The organism is Tetragenococcus koreensis (genome assembly GCF_003795145.1).
In the GTDB taxonomy this organism is placed as follows: Bacteria; Bacillota; Bacilli; order Lactobacillales; family Enterococcaceae; genus Tetragenococcus; species Tetragenococcus koreensis.
The window spans coordinates 433,078-457,650 of record NZ_CP027786.1 but is presented as its reverse complement, the minus strand read 5'-3'; the positions used below and the strand labels follow the sequence as shown (position 1 = coordinate 457,650).

Below are 24,573 nucleotides of genomic sequence, written 5' to 3'. Positions count from 1 at the left end.
AAGATAAAAAAAGAAATAAAAAGAAGAAAACCCACGTTTTTTCCCATTTAATAAGGAAAAATAAACGTTTTCTTTTTTTCTTGAACAGTCTTTCTTTAAAAAAGAGCGCACGAAAGACACGGGTAAAAATACACCGTGTTTTTTTATGATGGCGAGAGTTACGCCGCGGGTCGTTTTTCTTGGGCTAAGGCGCGTTTTTTCTTCGCTAACATCAAGCAAAATGTGGTGGTCACGTGCAATTTCATTTTCGCTAAGCCCCGTACCCGGTGATCTTCAAAGAGATAATCGCGGTCGATACGACCGTTGACCCGTTCCACGGCGGAGCGCTCGTTATAATAACGTTGAAATTTTTTCGAATCCCGCCCGATCAAGTTAAAGACCCGGGGATCTTCGGCACGTGGAATCGAAACCCGATGAATCCCCGCCCCATTTTTCGGATGCGTTTCATAACGAAGGGTGTCCGAAGCGGCATGATACCCCTTGTATTGCGCTCGGATAAGCTTTCCTCGATCGCTCACATAATAAACTTCTCCTTTATAAGTATAAACGAAGTCGGTGTCTTGATATTGTCGGGTGCTTTCTCCTTGCCAATGATTCACGATATCGATGATCGGCTTCATCCCTCGATCTTCAATGATCTCGCGTAATTTTCCTCCGTCATAGCCTTTATCTGCGGATAAATGGTCGCAACGTTCCGCCAGCCAGGAAGGCATTTGGGCCACCATTTCCTTAGCCACCGTTTTTTCCCCATTCGCCGCGGGTGTTACTCGAAATAAAAGGGGCAACTCATATCTGGCATCGGCGATTAGATGCACGCGATAACCATAAAACCAAGCGGATTTTGTTTGGATTTTCCCTTCTTTCGTCGTAGAGGTATAAGTCTTTTGGGTATAATTGGCATCGTGATCTCGACGCCCCTCGCATTTTTTCTTTTTTGGCGGTCTTTGGGCATAGGCTTCAATAATTTTGCCATCCAAAGCTAAGCTTTCGCCGAGGTCGGAGAGCGCTTCTTGTAGCTCCTCGGTCATATGGGCAAATAGGGCGTCGAGCAGGTCTTGAACATCGATCAGTCGCCTTTGAAATCGTGTGAAAGCTGAAGGACTAGGAGCTAAACTTTTGTGGCCGTTTTTTCGATTGTAGCGTGGTTCAAGATGACAAGCATGACGTAAAAAAGGATTCCGCTCAAGTTCATTGATTAACTCCGTGGGCCCTTGATGATGGAAGACAAACATCGCAATCCAGCAGCGAAACATCGCTTCGTTCGGCCAATCATCGCGACCGCTCGCACGTCGGTCATCTAATTCCTGGATCAAGTGCTGGTAAGGGATCTGATTTAATAGAGCTTCAAACTCTTGAAGCGGTCCGCAATCAAAATCTTCAAATAAGTTGATATTGTATGGTACAATAGTTTCAGAATTCATAAGAAAAGCCTCCTATTTAGTTTTGTCGTTACTACTATTATAGTGGAAATCGCTCGATTTGTCGGCTTTTCTTATGATTCTTTTTTCTATTTTCATTTATACCGTGAAATTCTAAAAAAATAGAAATCGGAAAGGCCAAATCCTCATTTCATAGGGTTTTACCTTCCGATTTCTTTTTTATTACAATCGTTAATCCTTGTAAGACAAGGACTTTCAACATCGCGATTTATTCATAAAAATATTTGGAATAAAAATTTTTACATTCCTCACTCGACGAAAGGCTACAAGATGATTATTATCATAACAATCCGCAGCCATTTTTCTATTCATTTAAATTTTGAAAATTACTCAAGCTTCAAACTAAACCATTCTAAAATGAAGGAACTTACAACACTTTATCCTTCACACTAGTAGCCAATTGGTTGGCAACGGTAAAAATATAAATGTTTACGATTATTTTGCAGAATCTCTCACTGCTAATTTATCTTGAATTTTTTCCATCTTGTCCTCATCTAAGTTATAAACAAACTTCATAGCAATAAATATGATAAGACCACCTAATAGTAGAAGACACTGGCTTTCCTACTAAACTACACAAGAATCTAGCCAGTTTGCTGGAAATTTAGCTGAGAAAGCCAAACTTAGCAACCACTTACAACTTAGAATAAAAAAATAAAAGCAAGGTATTAAATGACTTAGAAATAATACCTTGCTTTTATACAGTTTAAATTCAATAAGTTACCAAATTTTAATGCCAAATAGTTCTTTAATTCCTGATAATATCAGTGTTGGTAAAGCAGGAATAAATAGAACCATTAGGTAAACAGAACCTTCTAATGGCGCTGTCCCCATTACTAAATTAAAGAATGGGATAATCGTTACAAGGAAAGAAGAAATTCCTGCAAACAAGACAGCAGCAACTAAATATTTATTTTCAAATGGATTTCTTCTAAATAAAGTTTTCGAACTACGTGCATCAAATACGTGCCATAATTGTCCATAAACTAGCGTTAGAAAAGCCACTGTTTGTGCTTGATCGGCGGCCATACCTTCATGAGCGGCCCAAAGGAAAGCAACATAAACGAGAAGCCCCGTAAAGAAACCACGAATTAAAACACGTGACCAAGTATAATTAGCCAGAATTGATTCATTAGGGTCCCGAGGGCCATCGTCCATGATATTCTTTTCCGCTACATCATAGCCTAAAGAAAATGAAGGAACGGCGTCACTAATCATATTGACCCATAAAACCATTAATGCTGTTAACGTTGGAGTAGCAGCAGGAATGTGCCCCACAGTTTGAGTGAAGAACAATAATCCGATCAGAATAGATAAAACTTCTGCGACGTTGGTCGTGATTTCATGACGAATGAAGTTTTTAATATTGCCATAAATCGTCCGCCCATTTTCTACAGCTCTTTCAATAGTCGTAAATTTATCGTCTAATAATACTAAATCAGAGGAATCTTTCGTTACTTCGGTACCAGTAATTCCCATAGCAATACCAATATCTGCAATACGCAACGCAGGCGCGTCGTTTACGCCATCGCCGGTCATCGCGGTAATTTGACCATACTTTTGCAATTGTTTAACGATTCTTTGTTTATGTTCTGGAGAAACCCGAGCATAAACATTGGTGTCTTTCACCTTTTCAAATAGTTCTTCATCTGTCATTTCTTCGATTTCAGCGCCTCGAATAACTGGAGCATTTTTATCTTTGACAATGCCTAATTCTTGGGCAATCGCTCTAGCTGTTTTCTCATGGTCACCTGTAATCATAACGACTTCAACTTGGGCATTATGCAAGATTCTTACGGATTCTTTTACTTCTTCACGAGCGGGATCAATAATTCCTGCAACACCAGTGATAACTAGATCTTCTTCTAAGGTTTCCACTGTGCCATTGGTTGCTTCGTCTTCTGAGATTTCTTTTTGTCCCACAGCTAACGTGCGTAGAGCTCCTTCTGCATATTCATCGACAGTTGTTAAAAAGTTGGTTCTTTCTTGTTCAGAAGTGTCGACTTGATCATTTTTTAAAATACCATAACTATGATTAACTAAGACGTCCGGTGCTCCTTTTGTATATAAGGTGTACTTGTCACCTTCTTTTACAACAACGCTCATCATTTTACGACTACTACTAAAAGGTAGTGTTCGAATAAGTTCTTTGTTTTCTAATAACTCTTCTCGACTAATGCCTACTTTTCTACCTAACACTGTTAAAGCTACTTCTGTAGGCGTACCTAGCGGTTGATATTCGCCATTATTTTCTTGTATAGCGGATTCGTTACATAAGACCGCGCCGAGTAAAAAATTACGTGATTTTTCAACGGAAGAATCAGAAGAATCCCCATTATTTTTAATCTCACCTTCTGGTTTATAACCTAACCCAGTAACCTTGTAGTCTTGACCATTGGCATGATACTGAACCACTGTCATCTCATTTTTGGTTAACGTTCCTGTTTTATCAGAAGCAATATAGGAAGTAGCCCCTAAAGTTTCAACACTAGACAAGGATTTAATCAACCCTTTGTCTTTTGCCATCTTACTAGCACCAATCGTTAAAACAATCGATAAAACAGCAGGTAACGCATCAGGAATCGAAGCAACTGCTAAAGCAATGGATGTTGATAAAACAGAGGCAATGGAATCAAAACTTAACTCACCTGCTTGAATGATTCCAGCGACAATGGTAAAGACAACAACGCCACCTGCAACAAACATCAACGTTTTTGTTAGTTTATTAACCGTATTTTGTAATGGCGAAGGTTTCGTTTCAACGGATTCGATCATTTGGGCAATATTCCCTAGTTCCGTGTCTTGCCCTACGGCTACAACGACACCCGTTCCTTGTCCATTAGAAACAGTAGAACCAGAAAAACCCATGTTGGTTTGATCGCCCAATTCCGCGTCTTCGTTAATGACTTTTGTGTCTTTTTCAATCGCGTCCGCTTCACCCGTTAAGTGAGCTTCGATCACTTGTAACTCATTGGTATCTACCCAACGAACATCAGCTTCGACAAAGTCACCAACAGTATTACTTACCACATCACCGACAACCAATTCATTTACGGGGATCGTTTCCCATTGACCATTGCGTAGTACAGTTGTATGGCGAGTGTTCATTTCTTTTAGTGCATTTAAGCTCTTACGCGCACTAATTTCTTGCCAGAACCCTAGAAAAGCATTAATGAGAATCAAAACAAAAATAGCGATTGCTTCATATAAGGATTCCATTCCACTTTCCATATTGCCTTCGATTTGTATCGAATAAAACGAGCTTAATAAAGATAAAACTATAGCACCCATTAACACGATAACAATAGGCTCTTTAAAGTTTTTAAGGAAGACTTTCCAATAAGGGTCTTCTTTTTTCTCAGGGAGTTTGTTTTCACCAAACTCATCCCGTTGTTGTGATACCTGCTCGTCTGTCAGGCCATTTTGTATATCGACATTAAATTGCTCGATGATTTTATCTTTAGATTGTTGATAAAATTTCAATTCCTTCATCCCTCCAAAAAACTATAATCAAACATAAAAAAGCGCAAGCAAACAAGACCTTCCTCACCCTTGGAAGTTATGTCTTGAAAGCTTACGCTCAACCTGTTTGTTTATTTTATTTACTTAGCCACTATAGCAAAAAAATAAGTATCTGTCTAGTTTGTTTTCTCCTGTGTATGCTTTCCATGATTTAAAGAAAACCACACTGTCCACTAAATCTGTTATGATAAGTTCCACGAGTTACTACAACAACTTTTTTGAAATAATTATCTTGATCAGCAATCCTGTAAAAAATATTATTATCTCTGTATTTCTTTTTACCAAAAAACCTGCGAAATGAACGATCACTCGTTATTTTGCAGGTTTTTCAATACTTTTTCACAACCGCTTACTTCTTGATAAACTCTCCTGGAAATTCTGCTGTCACACCTGTTCCTTTGCTATAAATCGTTTGTCCTCTTAAAATTGTTTTGTAAACTTGTGCTCCAATTTCTCTTCCGATATAAGGGCTGATTTTATTTCTGTATTCTAAATCCTCCGCTTTTAATGTATAAGAAGAATTCGGTTTGATTAAAACAAAGTCGGCATCTTTACCCACGCTGATACGTCCTTTTTGGTCCAGGTTATAAAGATCAGCTGGTTTAGAAGCGATCATTTGAACGAATTGTTTTAATGGCATCCCTCGTTTTTGTACCGCTTCGTCAAATAAAATATCTACATCATTTTGCAGTCCTGCAATGCCTCCCCAAGCTTCAAAAGCATCCTCCGTGTCTTTCAAATCGGGTGTACAAGGTGAATGATCTGAAGTGACAAAACTGATATTTCCTGCTTGGACATGTTCCCATAAAGCATCTTGTTGTTTTTGTTCACGAATTGGGGGTGAACATTTTGCCACTGGACCAATGGCGTTAAGTTCTTCTGTTGCAAAGTAAAGGTAATGAACACACGTTTCACAAGTCACGTCCACACCTTCTTCTCGGGCTTTGATGACTTCTTCGACCCCTTCTTTACAAGCGACATGAACAATATGAAGACGACAACCTGTGACTTTGGCCATTAAAATGGCTTTACAAATCGCTTCGACTTCGGTAAACGCAGGGCGAGTTGCGACATATTCTTCCATTGACGTTTCCCCATTTGCTACCGCAATTTCACCAAGTTTGTCAGTAATTGGCGCATTTTCAGAATGAATCGCTAGCACTTTGCCAGTCTTAGCAATTTGTCGCATCCCTTCATATAACGAATAATCATCGACATTTTGGAAATCTCCTGTAATTAAAGGATCGCCGCAAGAACCTAAAAAGCATTTATAGCCTGCCACACCGCCTGCATCTAATTCTTGAATACCGCCTTCAAGGTTAAAGGGAACCAATCCGCCAAATGAAGCAACATCTACTTTTAGCTTATTTTCTCCTGCTTGATATTTAATATTTAGCGTTTCTTCGTCCACAGTTGCTGGTACTTGATTTAAAGGCATCTCCATAAATGAAGTAACGCCGCCTTTTGCACTTGCTGCAGTCCCCGTTATATAGCCTTCCCATTCATCACGATAACCGCCGCCGGGATCTGTAATGTGCACATGTGCGTCTACCATCCCTGGACTAACAATTAATCCTGATGCATCAATGACTTGTTCACCTTCAAGGTTGTTACCGATCATATTGATTTTACCATCTTTGACGCCAATATCGGTCCTTACCTCGCCGTCTTCTAAAAGAACCAGACCGTTCTTGATGACTAATTCGTTTTGCATTTACGTTTCCTCCTCGTAAGCTTTTCTAGCAATCCTTTTCGTATAGAAACTTTTTAGCAATAGATAGATAATTCCTGCTGAAACAAAACCGACTAACCATGATATGTCTGAAACTACACGAATACTTGCTATAAATTGTCCACTAATTGAGATAATTAAACCTAAAATCGTTGCTATATAGGCTGCAGTATTCACACCAAAATATTTGTTTTTTGTGTTTTTTTCTTTTGTATCCATATAAAGTTCGTTTAAATCAATGTGTTGTTTATGAACAATAAAGAAATCAGTTATCATAACACCTGCAACTGGTCCTAACACGGCTCCAATAGAATTTAAAAAGATAAAAATACTATCCGCATTTTCCATCAATTTCCACGGCATAATAATAAAACTAACAATACTTGCAATAATAACTCCCCTGCGGTAATTAATCCTTTTAGGTAATAACGCAGTGAGTTGATACGCTGCCGGAATAATGTTGCCCGTAGTATTGGTTGAAATTGTGGTCATTAGGAAGACCCCTGTTGCTATAATAACTGCGGGTAAATTATCCCACTTATTAATCACATTGACAATATTCCACTCTTGTACACCAAAATGGATCGAACCTCCGATTAGGATCACCACGCTTGAAAAAGCAAATACTAAATAACTAACAACAAAACTTAATGTTTGTCCCAACATTTGATCTTTTGTTGATTTGGCCTTTTGCGTAAAGTCCGAAACACTAGAACCCGGCGCTGCCCAAACGCCTAAGACCGAATTAATAATCATCAGATAAACTAGAATCGGAGGATTATTACTCGATGCTGCACTCACATCATAAGAAAGTATAGGCGACATCCCACCTGCGACACGAATCGCCCAAATTGTCATCGCAATGATGACTACATAAATTACTGGACCTAAAATTCCGGTAAATTTATTTAGAATATCGCCCCCACCAAATCCGATAAGTACATTTAAAATCCAAAAAAGAGTAAAAGCAATAAGTCCAGGAGCACTAATACCAAAAAAATCAAAGGAACCGCCGATATCTAAAAAACCGGGCCAAATTTTACCCATGATAACTAGTAATGCTAGCGACCCTGTATAGGTCTGCAAACCAAACCAGGCGATTGCTGCCACACACCCTCTTAAAAATCCAGGTAGTTTTGCGCCTAAATTCCCATATGCAGACCTTAAGTGCATAGCAAATGGAATCCCATACTTAGAACCTGCTCGTCCATTCAATATCATAAAAGTTGCCACAACCAGCGAACTGACTACAATCGCCAGCATGACATTGATGGGTGAAATTCCCAAGTAAAGGAACCCACCAACAGCTGTATAATTAGGGATATTATGAACCGACCCCATCCAAAGTGTAAAATAATTTCTGGTTGACATATTTCGTTGTGATCCACGCTTTGGGATTAGATCCTCATTATACCCTCGTTCTTCAAATGTCTCGACTTCTTTGTCCGTAACTACATAATCGGAGCTCGCCATTTAAAGCCTCCTTACCAATTTTGCAATTCAATGACTCGTTTCACTTTTACTATACCACACAAGCCGTACTTCTTTTTATTTAGCTTCTATTTTTATTATACAAGTTGATTGTTTTCGCTTACATTGTATAAAAATGGAAATTAAAGGCGTGTTTTTCCCCTAAAAAGGAAAAAATCTCCTCAAAATAAGACCATTATCATCAATGATCCTACTTTGAGGACAATCTTTTAAAGTAAGCTATTTATCTTTTATTTTATAGCGGTTAATAAATAATCGCCTGGTGTAACCTCTGTCTCTTCAGTCACATCGATTGCTTTAAAATCACCAGAGTTGGTAATAACTATCGGCGTAATCATATCATAGTTTTCACTTTCGATACCTGCTTTATCAAACTTAATAAGTAGATCACCGGCGTTTACTCGTTGCTCTTGTTTTACCAAAATTTCATAATATTTTCCTTCCAGTTCAACAGTATCTAATCCGATATGAATCAGAACCTCTGTCCCTTCATCGGTTTTCATTCCAACCGCATGTCCCGTAGGAAATAGAGTTGAAATAACACCATTTGCTGGAGCTCTTACTTCGCCAACTTCAGGTTTTATAGCCACGCCTTTTCCTAAAGCTTCGCTTGAAAATACTTCATCGCTTACTTCAGTTATTGGAACCAATTGTCCTTGCATTGGGCTAGCAATAATGTCTTCTTTGGCACTTTCTTGTAACTCTTCACTACTTACTAAACCTTTATCATCGTTTTTGTTGCTTGCAGTTTGCCCTTCATTTCCATCACCTTCTAAAGATGGCACTGGGAATACCATTTGAAGTACAAAACCAACTACAGTACACAAAGCAAATCCGATAATTACATTCCAAAAGTTCATATCTAAATTGCCGTTAGGATTAATCGTATTAAAGATTGAAAATACACCTAAACCGCCAGCACGGTAACCTACCACATTCATAGAACCAATATAGGCACCACCTACTGCGTTACTGATCAACGCATATAAGAAGGAACGTTTCATTGGCAGCATTAAACCATAAATCGTTGGTTCTGAAACGCCAAATACCAGCGAAATCGCACCTGGTAACGCAATGTCTCGTACTTTTTTAGATTTGGATTTAATAAGTAACGCAATGATAACTCCTAACACACCAAACGTTGATGCTACCATTACAGGCCCAATCGTTTCATAGCCTTGTTCTGCTAACAAAATAAACATAATTGGGACAATACCCCAATGCAGTCCAAAAATAACTAATAATTGCCACGAAAGTGCCAATAAAGCACCAAATAGCAGTGGACTAAACCCTTGAACGACAAGGAAAAATTGTCCGACTAATGTGGAAGCCCAATTAGCAATCGGTCCAATCACGATTAATGAAATGACAAAAACGATCATAACGGTAAAAAATGGCGTTAAGAATGAACGAACAACACCTGGAATAATATTTTTCACCCATTTTTCTACTACAGAACCTAACCATACGGATACTAGGATCGGAATAATTGCTGAATAATACCCATTAGGTGGCATAATAATTGGAATCCCTATAAATGTGGAATAAATCGGAGATTCAAATGCTGTGCCAGAAAACAGCGTATACATCACATCCCCTGTCATCAAATTATTGATTTCCGGATGTAAGAAAGCAACCGCAATCGCCAAAGCTGTAAACTCATTCATTTTTAGCTTACGAGCTGCGGTAATCGCAACCATCACTGGTAAGAATTGGAAGAAACCATCACCAGCAAAATTCAGTACTTGATATAAACCACTTTCTGGGTCAACACCTACTGTTCCTAATAATGCTACAAGTCCTTTGATCATCCCAGTGGCAGCCAGAGCCATCAAGAAGGGTTGGAAAACACCTGAAATGAAATCAATAAACTTATCAAGTACATTTCGGTTATCGTTTTCACTTCCGCCATCACTGGATTCACTAGCAGAAGCATCTCCGCCAATATTTGTTTGGTTTACTATTGCTTCGTATACTTCAGCTACTTGTTCTCCTATAACAACTTGGTATTGCCCAGCACTTTTCATAACCGTGACAACACCTTCTTTATTTTTCAAATAATCCGTATCCGCTTTATTTTCATCCTTTAAATTAAAACGTAAACGGGTAACACAGTGACGAAGCCCTGCTACGTTTTCCTCGCCACCGACATGATCGATGATATCACGAGCTAAATCATCGTAGTTATCTTTACTCATAACTTATACTTCCTCTCCTATTTAATGTATAATTGCCCAAATAAAAAACCTAAATAAGCCCCACACTACAAAAACAGAATTACTATTTTTGCCTATGTCAGCTCATTTAGGTTATGCCTGGTCACACCGGTAACAGTCCAAAAAATGTCTACCATTAAATTAGCATGAATCGCTTTCTATTTCAACCATTATTTTTTTAAATTAACTAAGCTCGCTACGACGTTGAAAATAGTTTCATGATGGCTCTTCCGGTTTGTTTCAGTCCTTGATCATCAATGGCGCCTTGTAATTTCAAGACTTTGAAAACGAAACAAGTTACAAAATATTTGTGGAGGATAATGAGGTAATTAATACCATTAAAAAGTACCGCAACAGTTTATCGTATGAAATCAACACAGCAGAACCGGAACTATTTATTGCCCGAGCCAACATATTTAAAATAGAACTAATGTTGGTGAAGAAAACTTAAAATACAGTTTTAGCGGAAAAAAGTCTCTTGTATTGCAGAAAAATGTGTGTGATGCTGGCTGTCTTTAATATTACAAAGAAGCAAATTTTTGGTAGAGGTCAATTGGCTGGAATTATACCATGACTTTCATAAACTAGTGGGATAAAACATAAGTTATATCACTAGTTTGCTATTCCTATGGGTTAACTGTTTTTTTATGCCATCACTTTTGCTTTCTTATGCGCTAAATTTAGTTAAAAGCTCTTTTTTCATCCCATTTTCTTAAATTAAGAACATAACTTTGACAAACTAGTGGGACAGCTTGTAAGTTATACCACCAGTTTGTCGTTCTTATGTGGTTAATTCCTTTTTATACCACTATTTTCTTCAATTAATGGTATAAATTTTCGCCAATCACTCTTCTTAAATATTTTTTCTATTTTTCGCTTTTCAGAGAATATGCTTGAGTGAGGTACGACCCTCATTTTTTCGAACATGGAGAGTCAGTTAGTGTTTTGACTCGCATAATAATGCCAACAGCAAAAATGACTATATTATTATACGAAATAGTCGTATTTGACACATACTTAAAGATGCAAATAGTTGAGTTTTCCTAGATACTTTGCTACACTATAAATGAAAAGAGGACGCACTGATTATACGTCCTCCAACAGCACCGAGTAAGACGGTGGCAAAGTTGTGATTATTTAAAAAATAACCGTACTCTGCTAAAGTAGACGGTTATTTTTTATTGTCATTTTTCACTATGGATAGGATGCCAAAGATCACTGTTGCGGTTAACAAACCGAAACTGATCATTAGCCCTATCGCCTCAGCGGCAGACAACGAGCGTCTCCTTTCTATAGATTTCAGTGCTATTTTCATAAGCACCACCACCTTTCAAAAAGATAGCCACCGTCATAAACTTTACTGTTATAAAAATAATAACATATAAAATATTTTAAACCTATTAAAATTTGAGTGATTTAATTAAAAATAGCCTGCATCAAACCCTTATTTTTTAGGGAAATGATGCAGGCTATTTTTTCTTTTGTCGTAGTTTCAAAAATTCCTAACATTAGAGAACATGTCTAATTAGCAGGGAGCTTATCTAAAACAATAGATAATTTATTTATCTTCCTCGAACATTTGCTCAATTAACAGCAAAACATTGCGAACTTCTGTATTTTTTACAATGGGCTGTGCGCCATCACGAATCACATGATAAACGTTACTGTAAAAAGTATCATATTCAGCTGTTGCCTCTGGTAATGCTAACTCTTCTGTGGCATCTTCTGAAGGCGGCGCCATGGTTTTAGTTAACCCAACGCCAGCTTGGATAGGTTGAGGCATCGACTCGTTAGCCGTTTGTACAGCACGAACCATCTCACCAGACAGATCCCAGTCATCAATCCGTGCAGTTCCTTCTGTCGCTTTGACATACCAGCGCGGCAACTTAACATAATTAGTCGTACCAACTTCAACCAATGCTTTTACCCCATTTTCAAAAGTAATAAAACTGGTGAACCCATCATCGACTTCATCACCTAAAATATAGCTAAAATCAACTTTGACATCTTTAATTGGTGAATCAACTAACCAAAGGATTTGGTCTAACAAATGAATGCCCCAGTCTAAAAGCATGCCACCACCGTGTTTTTTTAAATGACGCCAATCACCAGGGATGCCATTTGCGCCGTTTACACGCGATTCAATTTGAAATACCGAACCAATCGGTTTATTTTGATACAAATTCCGTACCATCAAAAAATCCGGATCCCAACGTCGGTTCTGATGAACCATAAAACGATTGCCAGTATCGGCAGCAACTGCCAAAATTTCATCAAACTCGGCCGTATTTAAAGTCGCTGGTTTTTCACAGACCACATGTTTTCCGGCTTTTAATGCGGCAATGCTCATACTTTTATGCAGATCATTTGGTACAGCGATCAGTACTGCGTCTACTTTCTCGTCAGCTAAAACCGCCTCAAAGCTTTCATAGGTAAACAACCCCTTTTCGTGAGCTACCTCTTGTCTTTCTTCTAAGATATCGTAAACACCAATTAGGTTAATTTTTTCTTTTTCTGTTGGCATCAAATTTTTTTCATGGTAGCTGCCCATGCCACCAAACCCTACGATCACAAAATTTACTGCTGTCATTTACACCTCTCCTTATGCCCACCACATCTCAGATGGTTCTTCTTTAATCATCACGCCTTTTAAATTCTTAATGGCTTTAGTCAAACCTTCATCGATCGACATGATCGGGTCTTCATGTTCAATACTTAAAACATGATCATAGCCATAAATTCGTAAAGCTGAGATGATATCTGACCAAACTTTCATGTCATGACCGTAGCCCACCGTACGGAAAGTCCAAGCACGCGTTTCAACATTGTTGTAAGGCTGCATATCCGTTACTCCGTGCATATTGATATTATCTTGATCCAAATAGGTATCTTTAGCATGGAAATGATGAATGGCGTTTTCTTTCCCTAAAATTTTCACTGCCGCAACTGGATCGATCCCTTGCCACCACATGTGACTTGGATCCAAATTACAACCGATCGCTTTACCGGTTTCTTCACGCAAACGCAACATTGTGTATGGCGTATGAAGTAAGAAGCCACCATGCAATTCGATGCCGATTTTCACTCCGGCACTTTCAGCTTCTGTATTAATTTCTTTCCAATAAGGAATTAATTTCTCTTCCCATTGGTACTTATAAATATCTGAATAAGAACTCGGCCAAGGAAGTACCGGCCAGTTATTCGCTGTATCAGTTGGATTACCACCGGATACTCCAGAAAAACCGTTAACAACGGGGACATTCATCAAATTCGCTAATTTGATCGTTTTGCGCAGCAGTTCATCGCCTTGTGTCGCGATTTCTTTATCTGCTGAAATTGGATTATGGTGCGCACTCAAAGCCGAGATTTCTAATCCTTTATCTTGTAATTTATGCAAATATTCTTTACGAGCGTCACTACTTGCCAGCAATTGATCAATGTCTAAATGTGCCGAACCCGGAGAACCTCCGGTACCAATTTCTACTGCTTCCAACCCTTTTTCAGCTGCTTCTTCGATCATTTCATCAAATGTTAAGTTATTAAATAGGGGTGTAAATACGCCTAATTTCATTTGTTATCCTCTCCTTCATAATGTCCATAAGTAGGGTAAATATTTTCAGTCGGTGCACAAAAATGAACCGCATTTTTTATCACACGTTGCACTTTTTCATTGTAGTAACTATTGTAGGTCTCATGTCCTGGTTGAAAATAAAAGATCTTGCCGTTACCGCGGCGAAAAACACAACCACTACGGAACACTTCGCTTCCAGGATATCCACTGACAAAAATTAATTCATCTGGTGCCGGAATATCGAAATGCTCGCCATACATTTCTTCATGTTCCAAGTCAATAAATTCACCAACTCCTGCGACAATTGGATGACTAGGGTTCACATTCCAGAGACGAGCGGATTTACCATCTTCTCGCCATTTCAAGTCACAAGACGTTCCCATTAACTTTCTAAAAATCTTGGATAGATGTCCTGAATGAAGTACGACTAGTCCCATTCCTTGTAGAACACGGTCATGTACTCGTTGAACAATTGCGTCATCAACTTCATCATGAGCAATATGTCCCCACCAAAGCAAGACATCCGTTTCTTCCAATACTTTTTCTGTTAAACCATGTTCTGGTTCATCCAAAGTTGCCGTTTTCACCGAACATTCTTCTCCAATGACAGTTGCTAACTGTCCATGAATTCCTTTAGGGTACATTTTTTGCACTGCTTCATCTGTTTTTTCATGACGAAACTCGTTCCAAATTGTTACATTAATCATCTAGCACCCCTTTCATACAAATAAACCGGTTCACCTGTTGCAGACGCTTTATAAATCGCTTCTAAGATTTCTGTGACTACTAAAGCTTCTTCCGGTTTAACAACAACTTCGGTACCATTAGTTACTGCTTTAATCCATGATTGAGCTTCTAACAATTCTGGGTCATCGCCTTCTCCATCATAAAAGTCAACCCCACCGGTTTCTAATTGAATTTCTTTATCATAAAGTAACCCATGATCTTCGCCGTTGATCGTCAAACCATCATTCATGTCCGCACCGCCTTTGGTTCCCATCAAGGTTGTTTTCGCTTCTTTGACATCCAAGCTGTTTAACGCCCAACTGGCTTCAAGAAAAATAGTCGCTCCATTTTCCATTACAATAAAACCAAATGCCGAATCCTCTACTGTAAATTCTTTCGGATCCCAAGGACCCCAAGCATTCGCAGCATTTTTTGTTTCAGCTAATTTGTGATAAGTATTGCCGACAACATATTTTGGCTTATAATTACCCATCATCCACAAAGTTAAATCCAGCGCATGGGTTCCAATATCAATCAGCGGACCACCACCCTGGGCTTCTTCATCTAAAAATACACCCCATGTTGGTACCGCACGCCGTCTGATCGCATGGGCTTTCGCTGTGTAAATTTCGCCTAATTCGCCTTCTTGGCAAATCTCATGCAAATATTGCGCATCTGTTCTGAACCGGTTTTGATAACCAATGGTTAACTTCTTGCCCGTTTGCTTTGAAACTTCGATCATTTGTCGCGCTTCTTTAGATGTTTTTGCCATTGGTTTTTCACACATTACGTGATTGTTTGCCTCCATTGCCGCAATCGAAATCACTGCATGAGTATCGTTAGGCGTCAATACGTGAACCATATCTAGATCAATTGACTCAAGCATTTCATTATAATCCTCAAATATTTCTGAATTTACCTTGCCGTATTCTTCTTTTGCTTTTTGTGCGCGCTCAACGATAATATCGCAAAAAGCGACAAATTCTACTTCTTTAATTTGCGATAGCGCCGGTAGATGTTTCCCATTTGCGATTCCACCGCAGCCAATAATGCCAACTTTAACTGTCATAGCTTCCCTCCTGAAAACGTTTTAAACCTTACCTATTTATTATAACGAAGAATCAGTAATGATTCTTCCTGTTTTCCTGAGGGAAAATTCCCAGATATTGCTTTTTAACTAAAATTGATGACACAACAAAAAAGCCTGCAGCGATTTGCTCAGGCTAAAAATTTGTTTCATGTCTTAAACTATGCTTTTCTTTCAAGAAGACAATAGACTCATCTTCTTTTGATATTGTAGTGGCGATTGCCCAACTGCTTCTTTAAACACATGATGAAAGGTCTTCACACTAGCAAAACCTGCTCTTTCCGCCACTTCGGCCATTGGTAATTTTTCGTTACCTAAAATAAATTGTGCTTGATTGATCCGGTACTCTGTTAAAAACTGCATGAACGTTTGTCCGGTGTTGGTTTTAAAAAAGCGTGTAAAATAATAAGGACTAAAACCGACATATTTAGCCACATCATCAATCGTCATCACCTCTTGATAATGATTTTCGATGTAATCAAATACTTTATTCAGACGCTGTAATGTTTCTTTTTGTTGAATAGCATTCGGTACTTTTTTAGTTTTCAACGATTGTTTCTTCGGCAAAGCTCGATAACACTCCCCGATTAAACGATACAATATCGCTAAAACTAAATAATTTTCCCCTTGCGCTTCAGCATCTTGCAATTCAAATAATTCCAGTAATAAATTTTGCACCATTTTGGCAAATTCTTGCGGCCAATAACGGCTATGTCGTTGACCCTCTTCAAACAAAGAAAATAAGGAATCTTCTTCATTTTTACGCAAAATGGCTTCATCGAACAATTTTAAGTCAAACTGATATACATAACGAACGCTTTCCGGTGAAGCCAAAAAATAATGTGGCTGGCCACTAGCAAAATAAATAATTTCTCCTTCTTCTAGCGTAATGACTTCTCCATCAAGACCAATATTCACTTTGCCATACTTGGCATAAATGATCTCAATTTCCTTATGCCAGTGTGGATAAACGATTGTCATTCCGTCATTTACTAACATCCGATAAGGAAATTGCTGGTCTAACTGTGGGATCTCTAGATATAAACTCATGGAAAACCTCTTTTACGGAAATTTGTTAGAAAAGACTACATCTACAATTGTATGCCTTTTCTTTTATTGTAATGAACAAAAGACTAGAAATCTAGCCTTTTGTTCAAAACCGTCAAATTATATTGGCTCATTCTATTTTTGTAACGAAGTAATTATAATCATTACGTTGTGTAAACATCTTAAGAGATTAACAGTTCATAAATCACATATAGTTCCCAATCAGAAATTTGAATTTTATAGAATTGCTCTAAGGAATAGAAAACATTTTTAGCGTTCTGGTAAAACAGTCTTCCATTGATTTTTATTTCATCTATATTTTCAGGAACGGAATAATCTTCCACCCCTAATATTGTTCTTTCAATTAGAAGTGCTGAGTGCATCAACAAATTAAAACGCATTTTTGCCGATAATTTCAAGTTAAACCGTCGTTCAAGCTTTTCAACGACATCTTCTACTTGTCGAATAATGACATCTGGATTTAGAAAAACTAATTTTTCTGACAGCCCTTCTTTTGAGAAAAATTGGATAAATTCATTTAAAATGTTCGTAATATCATTTGGATGAATCAGGTTTTTAAACGATTGTTCTAATTTTGTTTCGGCATCCTCATCTACCACATCTAACAAATTAATCGTCGGTATTTCGGTTTTATTGTCTAGATATGAGGTACTCAACACTAAAACAGTTGATTCCAGATAATCCTGTTGGCTATGAGCGAGTTCCAGCGTATTCAATAATTCATTGAATTTTAATACAATTAACTTAACATCTGGATCAAGGTATTTTTGGCAAATCGATTGGATTTTTTTAGCAACGTCCTTACCGGAAATACTTGAAATAATAATGTTTTTCTCTACTTCAAAGCCTTCAAAATACTGTACTTCTGTTTTAAAATTATTTTCTGCAGATTTAGCGATGTCATAAAATAATTTTCCGTTGAGTAATTTTTGACCAATGTCTAATGCATATGAAGTCGTTAAATTATTAATGACCAATAATTCTCCTAAAATTTGTGGTTTTAAACTTTTGTATAGTTGCGTTAACGATCCCATATCCACTAACATGACGACGCCTTGTGAAGTGTCTCTTTCAGAAAGCCAAATTTTTACTTGAGAAATAATATCGCGAATCGAAGAAGTTAATGGCATATTAATAGCATCGAAAACGTAATCTCCACACAACCTATTGGTTACAGCTTGAATACTTGATGCAGTAGAATTCCCATGCGCAACCAGTAAAGCGTGATAACGGATGTCTTCTGAAACAGAATCAATCAGTAAAATAGCAAGTATGGTTTCGGCAAATTCTTTAATTTCCTGGTTAAGATCTTTTGTCAAATTATTCGCTAATGCAACTGTTCGAGGATATTCACTCACTAATTGTTGCTTGACCTTGCCTAATTTTTCGGCGTGATCGTTATTTTCATTAAGTTTTATAACATTATATAAACAATAAACAGCTTCTTCAGTTAAAGGTTCATTATCTATTGTATTTTTATTTCTGTTTTGAATACTATTTTTAATATGATAGAAAAGACAATCATTGTCACTTGAGAATAATTCCGTTAAAAAATCCTGGTTAAATTGATAGATGCTTTTCTTTAATTCAGGAAAATCAATGTCTTTATTAAATAGGTTTGAAAAGGACTGGCTTAGCTTTTGAATGGCTTGCGTCTTTTCATCGAATATGGAATCTGTTTGAAAAAGATAGATCCAATCTTTTTCTTGCGGCTCCCCAATTTTAATAACTTCTTCGTCGTTATTCTTTCTCAACATATCAGCACATAACATCCGCACTTCATTTGTTAAGCTTCCTACATTGCCAGACAATTTTTCTTCCGTCATTTTTGAAAAAACTCTCTGACTTATTTTTAGATCTTTTTTAATCCGTTTTGCTTCATTTAAAAATAAGTATTTAATTAACTCAATTCTTTCAAAAATCGGTCGTTGATGAAAAGATGGTAAATGAATTGTGACAGATATACGTCTGTAAAAAGTTGGCAATAAAACTTTTTCTGGTTTTTCAGTCGTAGCAAATAGTAAGCGAACATTAGACGTCACAGTCTTTTCTTCTTCTCCTATCGGACGAAAATGTCCGGTATCCATAAATTGAAATAATTTTTCTTGATTTTCATGGGACAAACGGTGAACTTCATCAAGAAATAAAACACCTTGATCCGCCTGAGCTAACAAACCTTTCTTTGCGCTATCTGCGCCAGTAAAAGCTCCTTTTGTATGTCCGAAAAGGATAGAAGAGATAAGCTCTGGATTATTTGCATAATCAGCACAGTTAAAAACCAAAAACTTTTCAGTCCCATTTACTTGTTTTGCTTTAAGATACTCAAAAATTAGTTTTGCTAAATAACTTTTGCCAACCCCACTGTCACCATGAATTAAAAGGGGCAAACCCAAAGGAGGATAAAGAACTGCAGCTTTACATTTATTAATTGCTTCTTTTACGCTACCATTACTGCCGATAAATTTCTGGAAAATATCTTCTGCGTTCTTACTTTCCGAAAAATCAGCTAACTGCCAATAAATTGGCTTGGATCCTTTCTTGATAACTTCGCCATTTGCTAAAAGTTCATTTAAATAAAGGCTTGTCACTGAGCGACTCAACTTTACAGCCTCCGCAATTTCAGTGGTTGTCATGTCTGGTTTGCCTTTTTTTAAAGCAGCTAAAAGGTCCTGACGTGTTTTTATTTTCATATCTAACACCTCCAACTTATTAAGATACCTAAAATAAGTTCAAAAATCATCTTAAATTAGAAATTGGCGTGAACAATCAGCTTAAAGAAGTTTGTTCACGCCAATAATATATTTTATAAAGTACTTTTTTGAATCAAATTTTTTATCGTCATTACTGCTTCTTCATTATTTTTTACTTCAATATAACCTTCTTTTTCAGTTTGATTGTTAAAACGATTGATCCAAATTGGGCACCATTGACTATTTAATAATGGTTCAATATCATTTTTAAAACTGTCGCCTAAATAAATAAATGAGTCAACTGCTTTAGGAACAAGTTGTTCTATTTTTCTAAAACAACTAAAATTGGGTTTGGCATCTTGAATAACTTCAGAAATAAAAATCAAGTCTGGAGACATATAATTGTGCAGCTGTAGTTGCTTAACTTTATTTGCTTGAGCATCTGCTAACCCATTCGTTAACACACCAAATTGGATTTGCTGGTTGCTTAAAAAAGAAAATAAATTGATATACTCTTTTGGAAGCTTCTGTTGCTTTTGTTTAACATGGTATAAATCATCTAGCTTTTCTAAAAAAGATGAGTCATTCATTGCATTTAATTCATTTATGATCATTTGCCATCGAACATGCATGTTTTCATTACTGGTTGTTTGATTGATGCGATATTGGTTATAAATCGCTTCACTATGAACCCTAAATTCTTTGTAAAGTTCTTTTAGGTAGGTTTCTGACAAATTTTTTCTTGGAAAAAGTTCAAGTAATGTTTCCTTAAACGCAGCATAGTTATCTAATAATGTATCATCTACATCAAAAAATACAGCAACGCTCATATCAGGAAACTCCTAATAAACCAAGAATAATTCCTAGGCACATAATACCTAGCATGACATAGTTAACATTGACTTTTTTACGTAGTAGCCAAAACGCAATCAATGTAACAGCTAAAGGCACAATATCTACAAAAAGCTGATCTAAATATTCTTGAATCCTCATTGTTTCTTCACTACCTGCAACATTTACTTCTAAGATCGTTTCAAAATCAACGTTTGAAGCAGTCATACTTCCCATCATCATCAACCCCAGCATACTGGACGCTTTGGTTAGAATCTGCATGCCGCCTGATTCATAGAGTTTTTGAATAAAGCTCGCTCCAACAGAGTAACCACCGTATAAAGCGAAGTAATGGATTAAAAATGCTGGAATATTATACAAGAGTAAAAAGACAATAGCCCCTAAAGGAGTCCCCGTATTTGCTAATGAAATTCCGATTCCTGCTGCGACGACGCGTAAAATTCCCCAGAAAAATGAATCTCCAATACCAGAAATAGGTCCCATTAAAGAAGCTTTTACCGCTGTAATAGAACTTGCATCAAAGTTTTCGTCTTCGCTGTTTTGCTTTTCCATCGAAGAAACTAAACCCATAATAAAGTTATTAAGATGCATTGTTGCATTAAACCAAGTAGTATGGCGAACTAACGCATCGGCCCGCTCTTCTTTTGTTTTATAGAAACGATTAATAACTGGAAGTAAGGTATAAATAACACCGACTGCGTGATATTGAGTCGCACCTGTTCTACTCGCATTCATCGTCCAAGAACGCCAAAACACTGAACGCATCATCTTTTTTTCTTCTCTGCTTAAATCTTCTTGTAATTTCATGCGAAAAAGTCATCCTCCTCTTCTTCTTTGGTCATGGGGCCAGCTGCATTGTTATTTCCATTGGTAGAAATATCTCGCATTTGCAAGTCTCTTTGTGCACTAACAACACAGATAACAACGCCGATGACTGCAACTGCCACAGCGGGTAGATCTAAATAAGCGGTAAGGACAAAGCCCAAAATGTAAAACACAGCTAGTTTATTATCCCAGAGTAATTTCATTAACATCGCAAACCCAACGGCAGGCAACAATCCTCCGGCAGCGCTCAAGCCGTTCATCAATCTTTCTGGAATATTTTCAACAAATGTATTAACAGGACCGCTTCCTGCTAAAATTCCAATGAAAGAGATAGAAGCAATGATCAAATAATAGATAACCCACGTACCATAATGTAAACCAACAATCATTTTTTGATTATCTTCCCGGGCTGCTTTATCTAGAAATGGCGCAAAAATATTCATAAACACATTTTTCAAAAACATTACGACAAAAGCAGCTAGCATTCCAATAGGAACAGCTAAAGTCATTGCAGCGTTTTGTTCAATATTAGAAATAATTGCAAAGGTTGTGGCAAGTGTCGTTGCCGTTACCGGTTCAGCAGCAATTACACCACCTATATTGACATTTCCTAAGAAGATCGCTTCTAATGAAGCTCCCATTAAAACGCCGGTTCTCATATCTCCCATTAAAATTCCTGTAACTAAACCGACAACCAAGGGACGCTCCATCATACTTTGTCCTGTTAAATAGTTTCCGGCAAAACAAATGAATACTGCAAGAGCAGCTAATGTTGCTTCTATCAACATAGTTATTTATTCCTCCTTTTATAGCTTACTTAATGCATCTTTTAAATTGTATCTGGAATTTGTAGGTAAGACTTGGTTATAACTATCCACCTGCTCAATTTTTGCTAGTTCTTTTGCTGCTTCAAGCTCATCAGGATTCAATTGCACACTTGGAAATAACATCGTTTTTGTGCTTGGATCTGACTTATCAAACCGGCCAGTGTTCGCTACATTTACGGCTTCGATTTCTTCTACATTTTGCGCAATTTTTGTTGCATCACTGACGCTATTGACAATGACAAAAATCCGACGGTCTTTACCGCGTGGATCATTGAAAACTTCTATCGCCTCATCTACCGAACGGATCAATAATTTCACTCCATTAGGTACGGCCATTTTTAATGTCATTTGAGTCACTTCATTTTTGGCTGCTTCATCATTTGCGACGACTAGTAATGGGGCATTTAATTCCTTTGTCCAAACAACGGCTACTTGTCCGTGAATCAATCGATCGTCTACTCTTACTTGTGTTATCATTCCTTCTCCTCCTAAAAAAATGTTTCGTCTTCTGTTGGCATACTTGTTTGTACTAACCTTACTTGGCTTTCCTCAATTGCGTCTGAAATCAACGCATCTGTTAATTTCTCTTCTTCACTCCCTACAATTAATGTCAATAGAATAGCTAAATTGGCATTAGATATAATAAAAATATTCTCTTTTTTTTGGGTAAGTACTTCTGCCAGTACTCTCTGATTCACACTTCCACCAAATAAATCGGTAAAAATAATTGCTTGCTCATCTTGCTCGACACTTTGAATAAATTCGACAATTTGAGAAGTGTAGTCCTCATCAGTTACATAAGCGTTTATGATTTCAATACTGTTACCTTTATCTGCCAAAATGTTTAAAGAACTCTGAAACCCTTTGGCCAACTCTCCGTGTGTGGCCACTAAATATCTTTTTTTCATTAACATCACCTCACCCTTATATAAGCAATAAGCATGCCAAAAAATAAAAAGCCTATAACCCTTATTATTTCAAGGTTACAAGCTTTAATTTATCTGTTTAAACAATTTCATTTGAACTTAAACAGGTGATTTTAATGTTTACCGCTGGCATAATTCTAAAATATTTCGCTAGTTTTTTAATCGTTATTTCTGTTAAACTAAACTACTTATTCTTCCGCTAACAATTCTTTAGGAACGGCAAAAACGTAAGTTAGTATGAAAGCAACGACAAAAGTAGCGATTCCAACTAAAATATAACTAATTAACTGATAGGGTTCATAAATATACATTAACGGTGAAAGAATAACGGCCAAACCATAAGAATTTGCTTGAATACCAAGAGCTGCTAATATTCCCCCACCAACAGCTGAACAACCTAACATTACAGCTAACGGTTTCATTCCGTAACGAACAGTAATACCAAATAGCGCCGGTTCGCTTACACCTAGTAGTTGGGTAATTCCAGCACTTGATCCAATGACCTTTACTTTATTATTTTTTGCTCGCATCCCAACAGCAAAAGCGACTGCAGCGTTGGCAAATCCGTACATTGCACAAACCGTAATCAATGGGTTAAATCCTGTTGCTGCTAGTAACTGGGTTTCGATCATTATAAATAGATGATGCATGCCTGTCATTACAGCTAAAGGATAGATAAAACCAACCAATAAACCGCCAACACCAAACGGTATTTGGATTAAATGTTCTACTAAGAATACCAAGCCATTTTCAACAACATGCAACAGCGGGCCTAATACTAACAGCCCCAGTAAAACCATCGTAAAAATAACTACGAAAGGCGTAAACATTAAATCCAGTGCATTGGGCATCCCTTTTCGCACACTTTTTTCTAACTTAGCTCCTAAAATCCCAATGACTAAAGCCGTCAACACACTTCCTTGATAACCTATAATAGGAATAGTACCAAAAGCCATAATAGGCTCGACATTGCTGTGGATATTGGCAACATCATTAGCATTAGGCAAGGATGGTGAAACCAGCATCATCCCGATAACAAAACCAAGAACTGGCGTACCACCGAATTTTTTAAATGCGGACCAGCAAATTAATGCCGGTAAAACCGCAAAAACAGTATCTGTCAAAACATTTAATAGGACCATAATGTATTCAGGAATGTGATCAGCAGAAGTACCAAAGAAATTTAATACATTGTCATCTAGCAAGACGCCTTTTAGCCCTAGAAACAGCCCGGTTGAAACAATTCCAGGTATAATCGGCGTAAAAATATCTGCTAACGTACGAACGCCGCGTTGAATTGGGTTTCCTTCTTTTTTAATTGATTCAACACTGGTTTCTTTGTCTTGTAAATCACCATTATCTTGCATTATTTCATTATATACTTTAGTTACAGTGCCGCTTCCTAGGATAATTTGATATTGACCTGAATTAAAGTAAACGCCCTTCACTTCATCAATATTTTCAACTTCTTTATCATCAATCATACTGCGGTCGTTTACTTCGAGCCGTAAACGGGTAGCACAATGAGTAATTGAAGTAATATTTTCTTTTCCTACAACATTTACAATTTCATTTGCTATTTTTTTATAATCTGTTGCCAT

The 24,573-nt window shown here is 37.3% G+C and carries 18 protein-coding genes and 1 other annotated feature; all 18 genes read right to left on the bottom strand.

All coding sequences use genetic code 11. The annotated features are described in order from the left end of the window. Positions 1–158: 158 nt before the first annotated feature. The gene (locus C7K43_RS02220) at positions 159–1,421 is read right to left on the bottom strand and encodes a transposase (protein ID WP_124005362.1); all 1,263 of its coding nucleotides are present in this window, start codon (positions 1,419–1,421) and stop codon (positions 159–161) included. A 738-nt stretch (positions 1,422–2,159) separates the two neighbouring features. Next, the gene (locus C7K43_RS02215) at positions 2,160–4,922 is read right to left on the bottom strand and encodes a cation-translocating P-type ATPase (RefSeq protein WP_124005361.1); all 2,763 of its coding nucleotides are present in this window, start codon (positions 4,920–4,922) and stop codon (positions 2,160–2,162) included. Positions 4,923–4,980: 58 nt separating this feature from the next. Continuing rightward, positions 4,981–5,025 (bottom strand) — a sequence feature (sodium ion sensor (DUF1646 type); this cis-regulatory element may regulate processes involved in with the transportation of sodium ions). A gap of 285 nt (positions 5,026–5,310) precedes the next feature. Continuing rightward, a complete protein-coding gene (gene allB / locus C7K43_RS02210; protein WP_124005360.1) occupies positions 5,311–6,675 on the bottom strand; it encodes an allantoinase AllB in 1,365 nt (454 codons plus the stop codon). After that, positions 6,676–8,166: an allantoin permease gene (allW, locus tag C7K43_RS02205; protein ID WP_124005359.1), complete on the bottom strand. Its 1,491-nt coding sequence runs from the start codon at positions 8,164–8,166 to the stop codon at positions 6,676–6,678. It lies immediately after the preceding gene. Positions 8,167–8,414: 248 nt separating this feature from the next. Next, on the bottom strand, positions 8,415–10,382 hold the full coding sequence (locus tag C7K43_RS02200) for a beta-glucoside-specific PTS transporter subunit IIABC (protein ID WP_124005358.1): 1,968 nt from the start codon (positions 10,380–10,382) through the stop codon (positions 8,415–8,417). Positions 10,383–11,571: 1,189 nt separating this feature from the next. Beyond that, the gene (locus C7K43_RS13720) at positions 11,572–11,649 is read right to left on the bottom strand and encodes a putative holin-like toxin (RefSeq protein WP_420824154.1); all 78 of its coding nucleotides are present in this window, start codon (positions 11,647–11,649) and stop codon (positions 11,572–11,574) included. A gap of 309 nt (positions 11,650–11,958) precedes the next feature. Further along, a complete protein-coding gene (locus C7K43_RS02190; RefSeq protein ID WP_124005356.1) occupies positions 11,959–12,990 on the bottom strand; it encodes a Gfo/Idh/MocA family oxidoreductase in 1,032 nt (343 codons plus the stop codon). A gap of 12 nt (positions 12,991–13,002) precedes the next feature. After that, the gene (locus C7K43_RS02185) at positions 13,003–13,971 is read right to left on the bottom strand and encodes a sugar phosphate isomerase/epimerase family protein (RefSeq protein ID WP_124005355.1); all 969 of its coding nucleotides are present in this window, start codon (positions 13,969–13,971) and stop codon (positions 13,003–13,005) included. Further along, a complete protein-coding gene (locus C7K43_RS02180) occupies positions 13,968–14,678 on the bottom strand; it encodes a ThuA domain-containing protein (protein ID WP_124005354.1) in 711 nt (236 codons plus the stop codon). The genes C7K43_RS02185 and C7K43_RS02180 overlap by 4 nt, the downstream gene beginning before the upstream one ends. After that, complete coding sequence (locus C7K43_RS02175) at positions 14,675–15,766, bottom strand: Gfo/Idh/MocA family protein (RefSeq protein WP_124005353.1); 1,092 nt, start codon at positions 15,764–15,766, stop codon at positions 14,675–14,677. Before C7K43_RS02175 ends, C7K43_RS02180 begins: the two co-directional genes overlap by 4 nt. Before the next feature lie 192 nt (positions 15,767–15,958). Continuing rightward, positions 15,959–16,834 carry an AraC family transcriptional regulator gene (locus tag C7K43_RS02170; RefSeq protein ID WP_124005352.1) on the bottom strand — a complete coding sequence of 292 codons (876 nt, stop codon included), beginning with the start codon at positions 16,832–16,834 and terminating at the stop codon, positions 15,959–15,961. Positions 16,835–17,013: 179 nt separating this feature from the next. Beyond that, the gene (locus C7K43_RS02165) at positions 17,014–19,542 is read right to left on the bottom strand and encodes a sigma 54-interacting transcriptional regulator (RefSeq protein WP_124005351.1); all 2,529 of its coding nucleotides are present in this window, start codon (positions 19,540–19,542) and stop codon (positions 17,014–17,016) included. Between the two features lie 113 nt (positions 19,543–19,655). Next, the gene (locus C7K43_RS02160; protein WP_124005350.1) at positions 19,656–20,372 is read right to left on the bottom strand and encodes an HAD family hydrolase; all 717 of its coding nucleotides are present in this window, start codon (positions 20,370–20,372) and stop codon (positions 19,656–19,658) included. A 1-nt stretch (position 20,373) separates the two neighbouring features. Beyond that, positions 20,374–21,201, bottom strand: coding sequence for a PTS system mannose/fructose/sorbose family transporter subunit IID (locus C7K43_RS02155; RefSeq protein ID WP_124005349.1), 828 nt, complete (start codon positions 21,199–21,201; stop codon positions 20,374–20,376). Beyond that, entirely contained in the window at positions 21,198–22,007 is an 810-nt protein-coding gene (locus tag C7K43_RS02150; RefSeq protein WP_124005348.1) for a PTS mannose/fructose/sorbose/N-acetylgalactosamine transporter subunit IIC, read from the bottom strand. The genes C7K43_RS02155 and C7K43_RS02150 overlap by 4 nt, the downstream gene beginning before the upstream one ends. A gap of 18 nt (positions 22,008–22,025) precedes the next feature. Continuing rightward, positions 22,026–22,523: a PTS sugar transporter subunit IIB gene (locus C7K43_RS02145; RefSeq protein ID WP_124005347.1), complete on the bottom strand. Its 498-nt coding sequence runs from the start codon at positions 22,521–22,523 to the stop codon at positions 22,026–22,028. 11 nt (positions 22,524–22,534) lie between these two features. Continuing rightward, on the bottom strand, positions 22,535–22,954 hold the full coding sequence (locus C7K43_RS02140) for a PTS sugar transporter subunit IIA (protein WP_124005346.1): 420 nt from the start codon (positions 22,952–22,954) through the stop codon (positions 22,535–22,537). A 206-nt stretch (positions 22,955–23,160) separates the two neighbouring features. After that, positions 23,161–24,573, bottom strand: a complete 1,413-nt coding sequence (locus C7K43_RS02135) for a PTS transporter subunit EIIC (protein ID WP_124005345.1) — start codon at positions 24,571–24,573, stop codon at positions 23,161–23,163.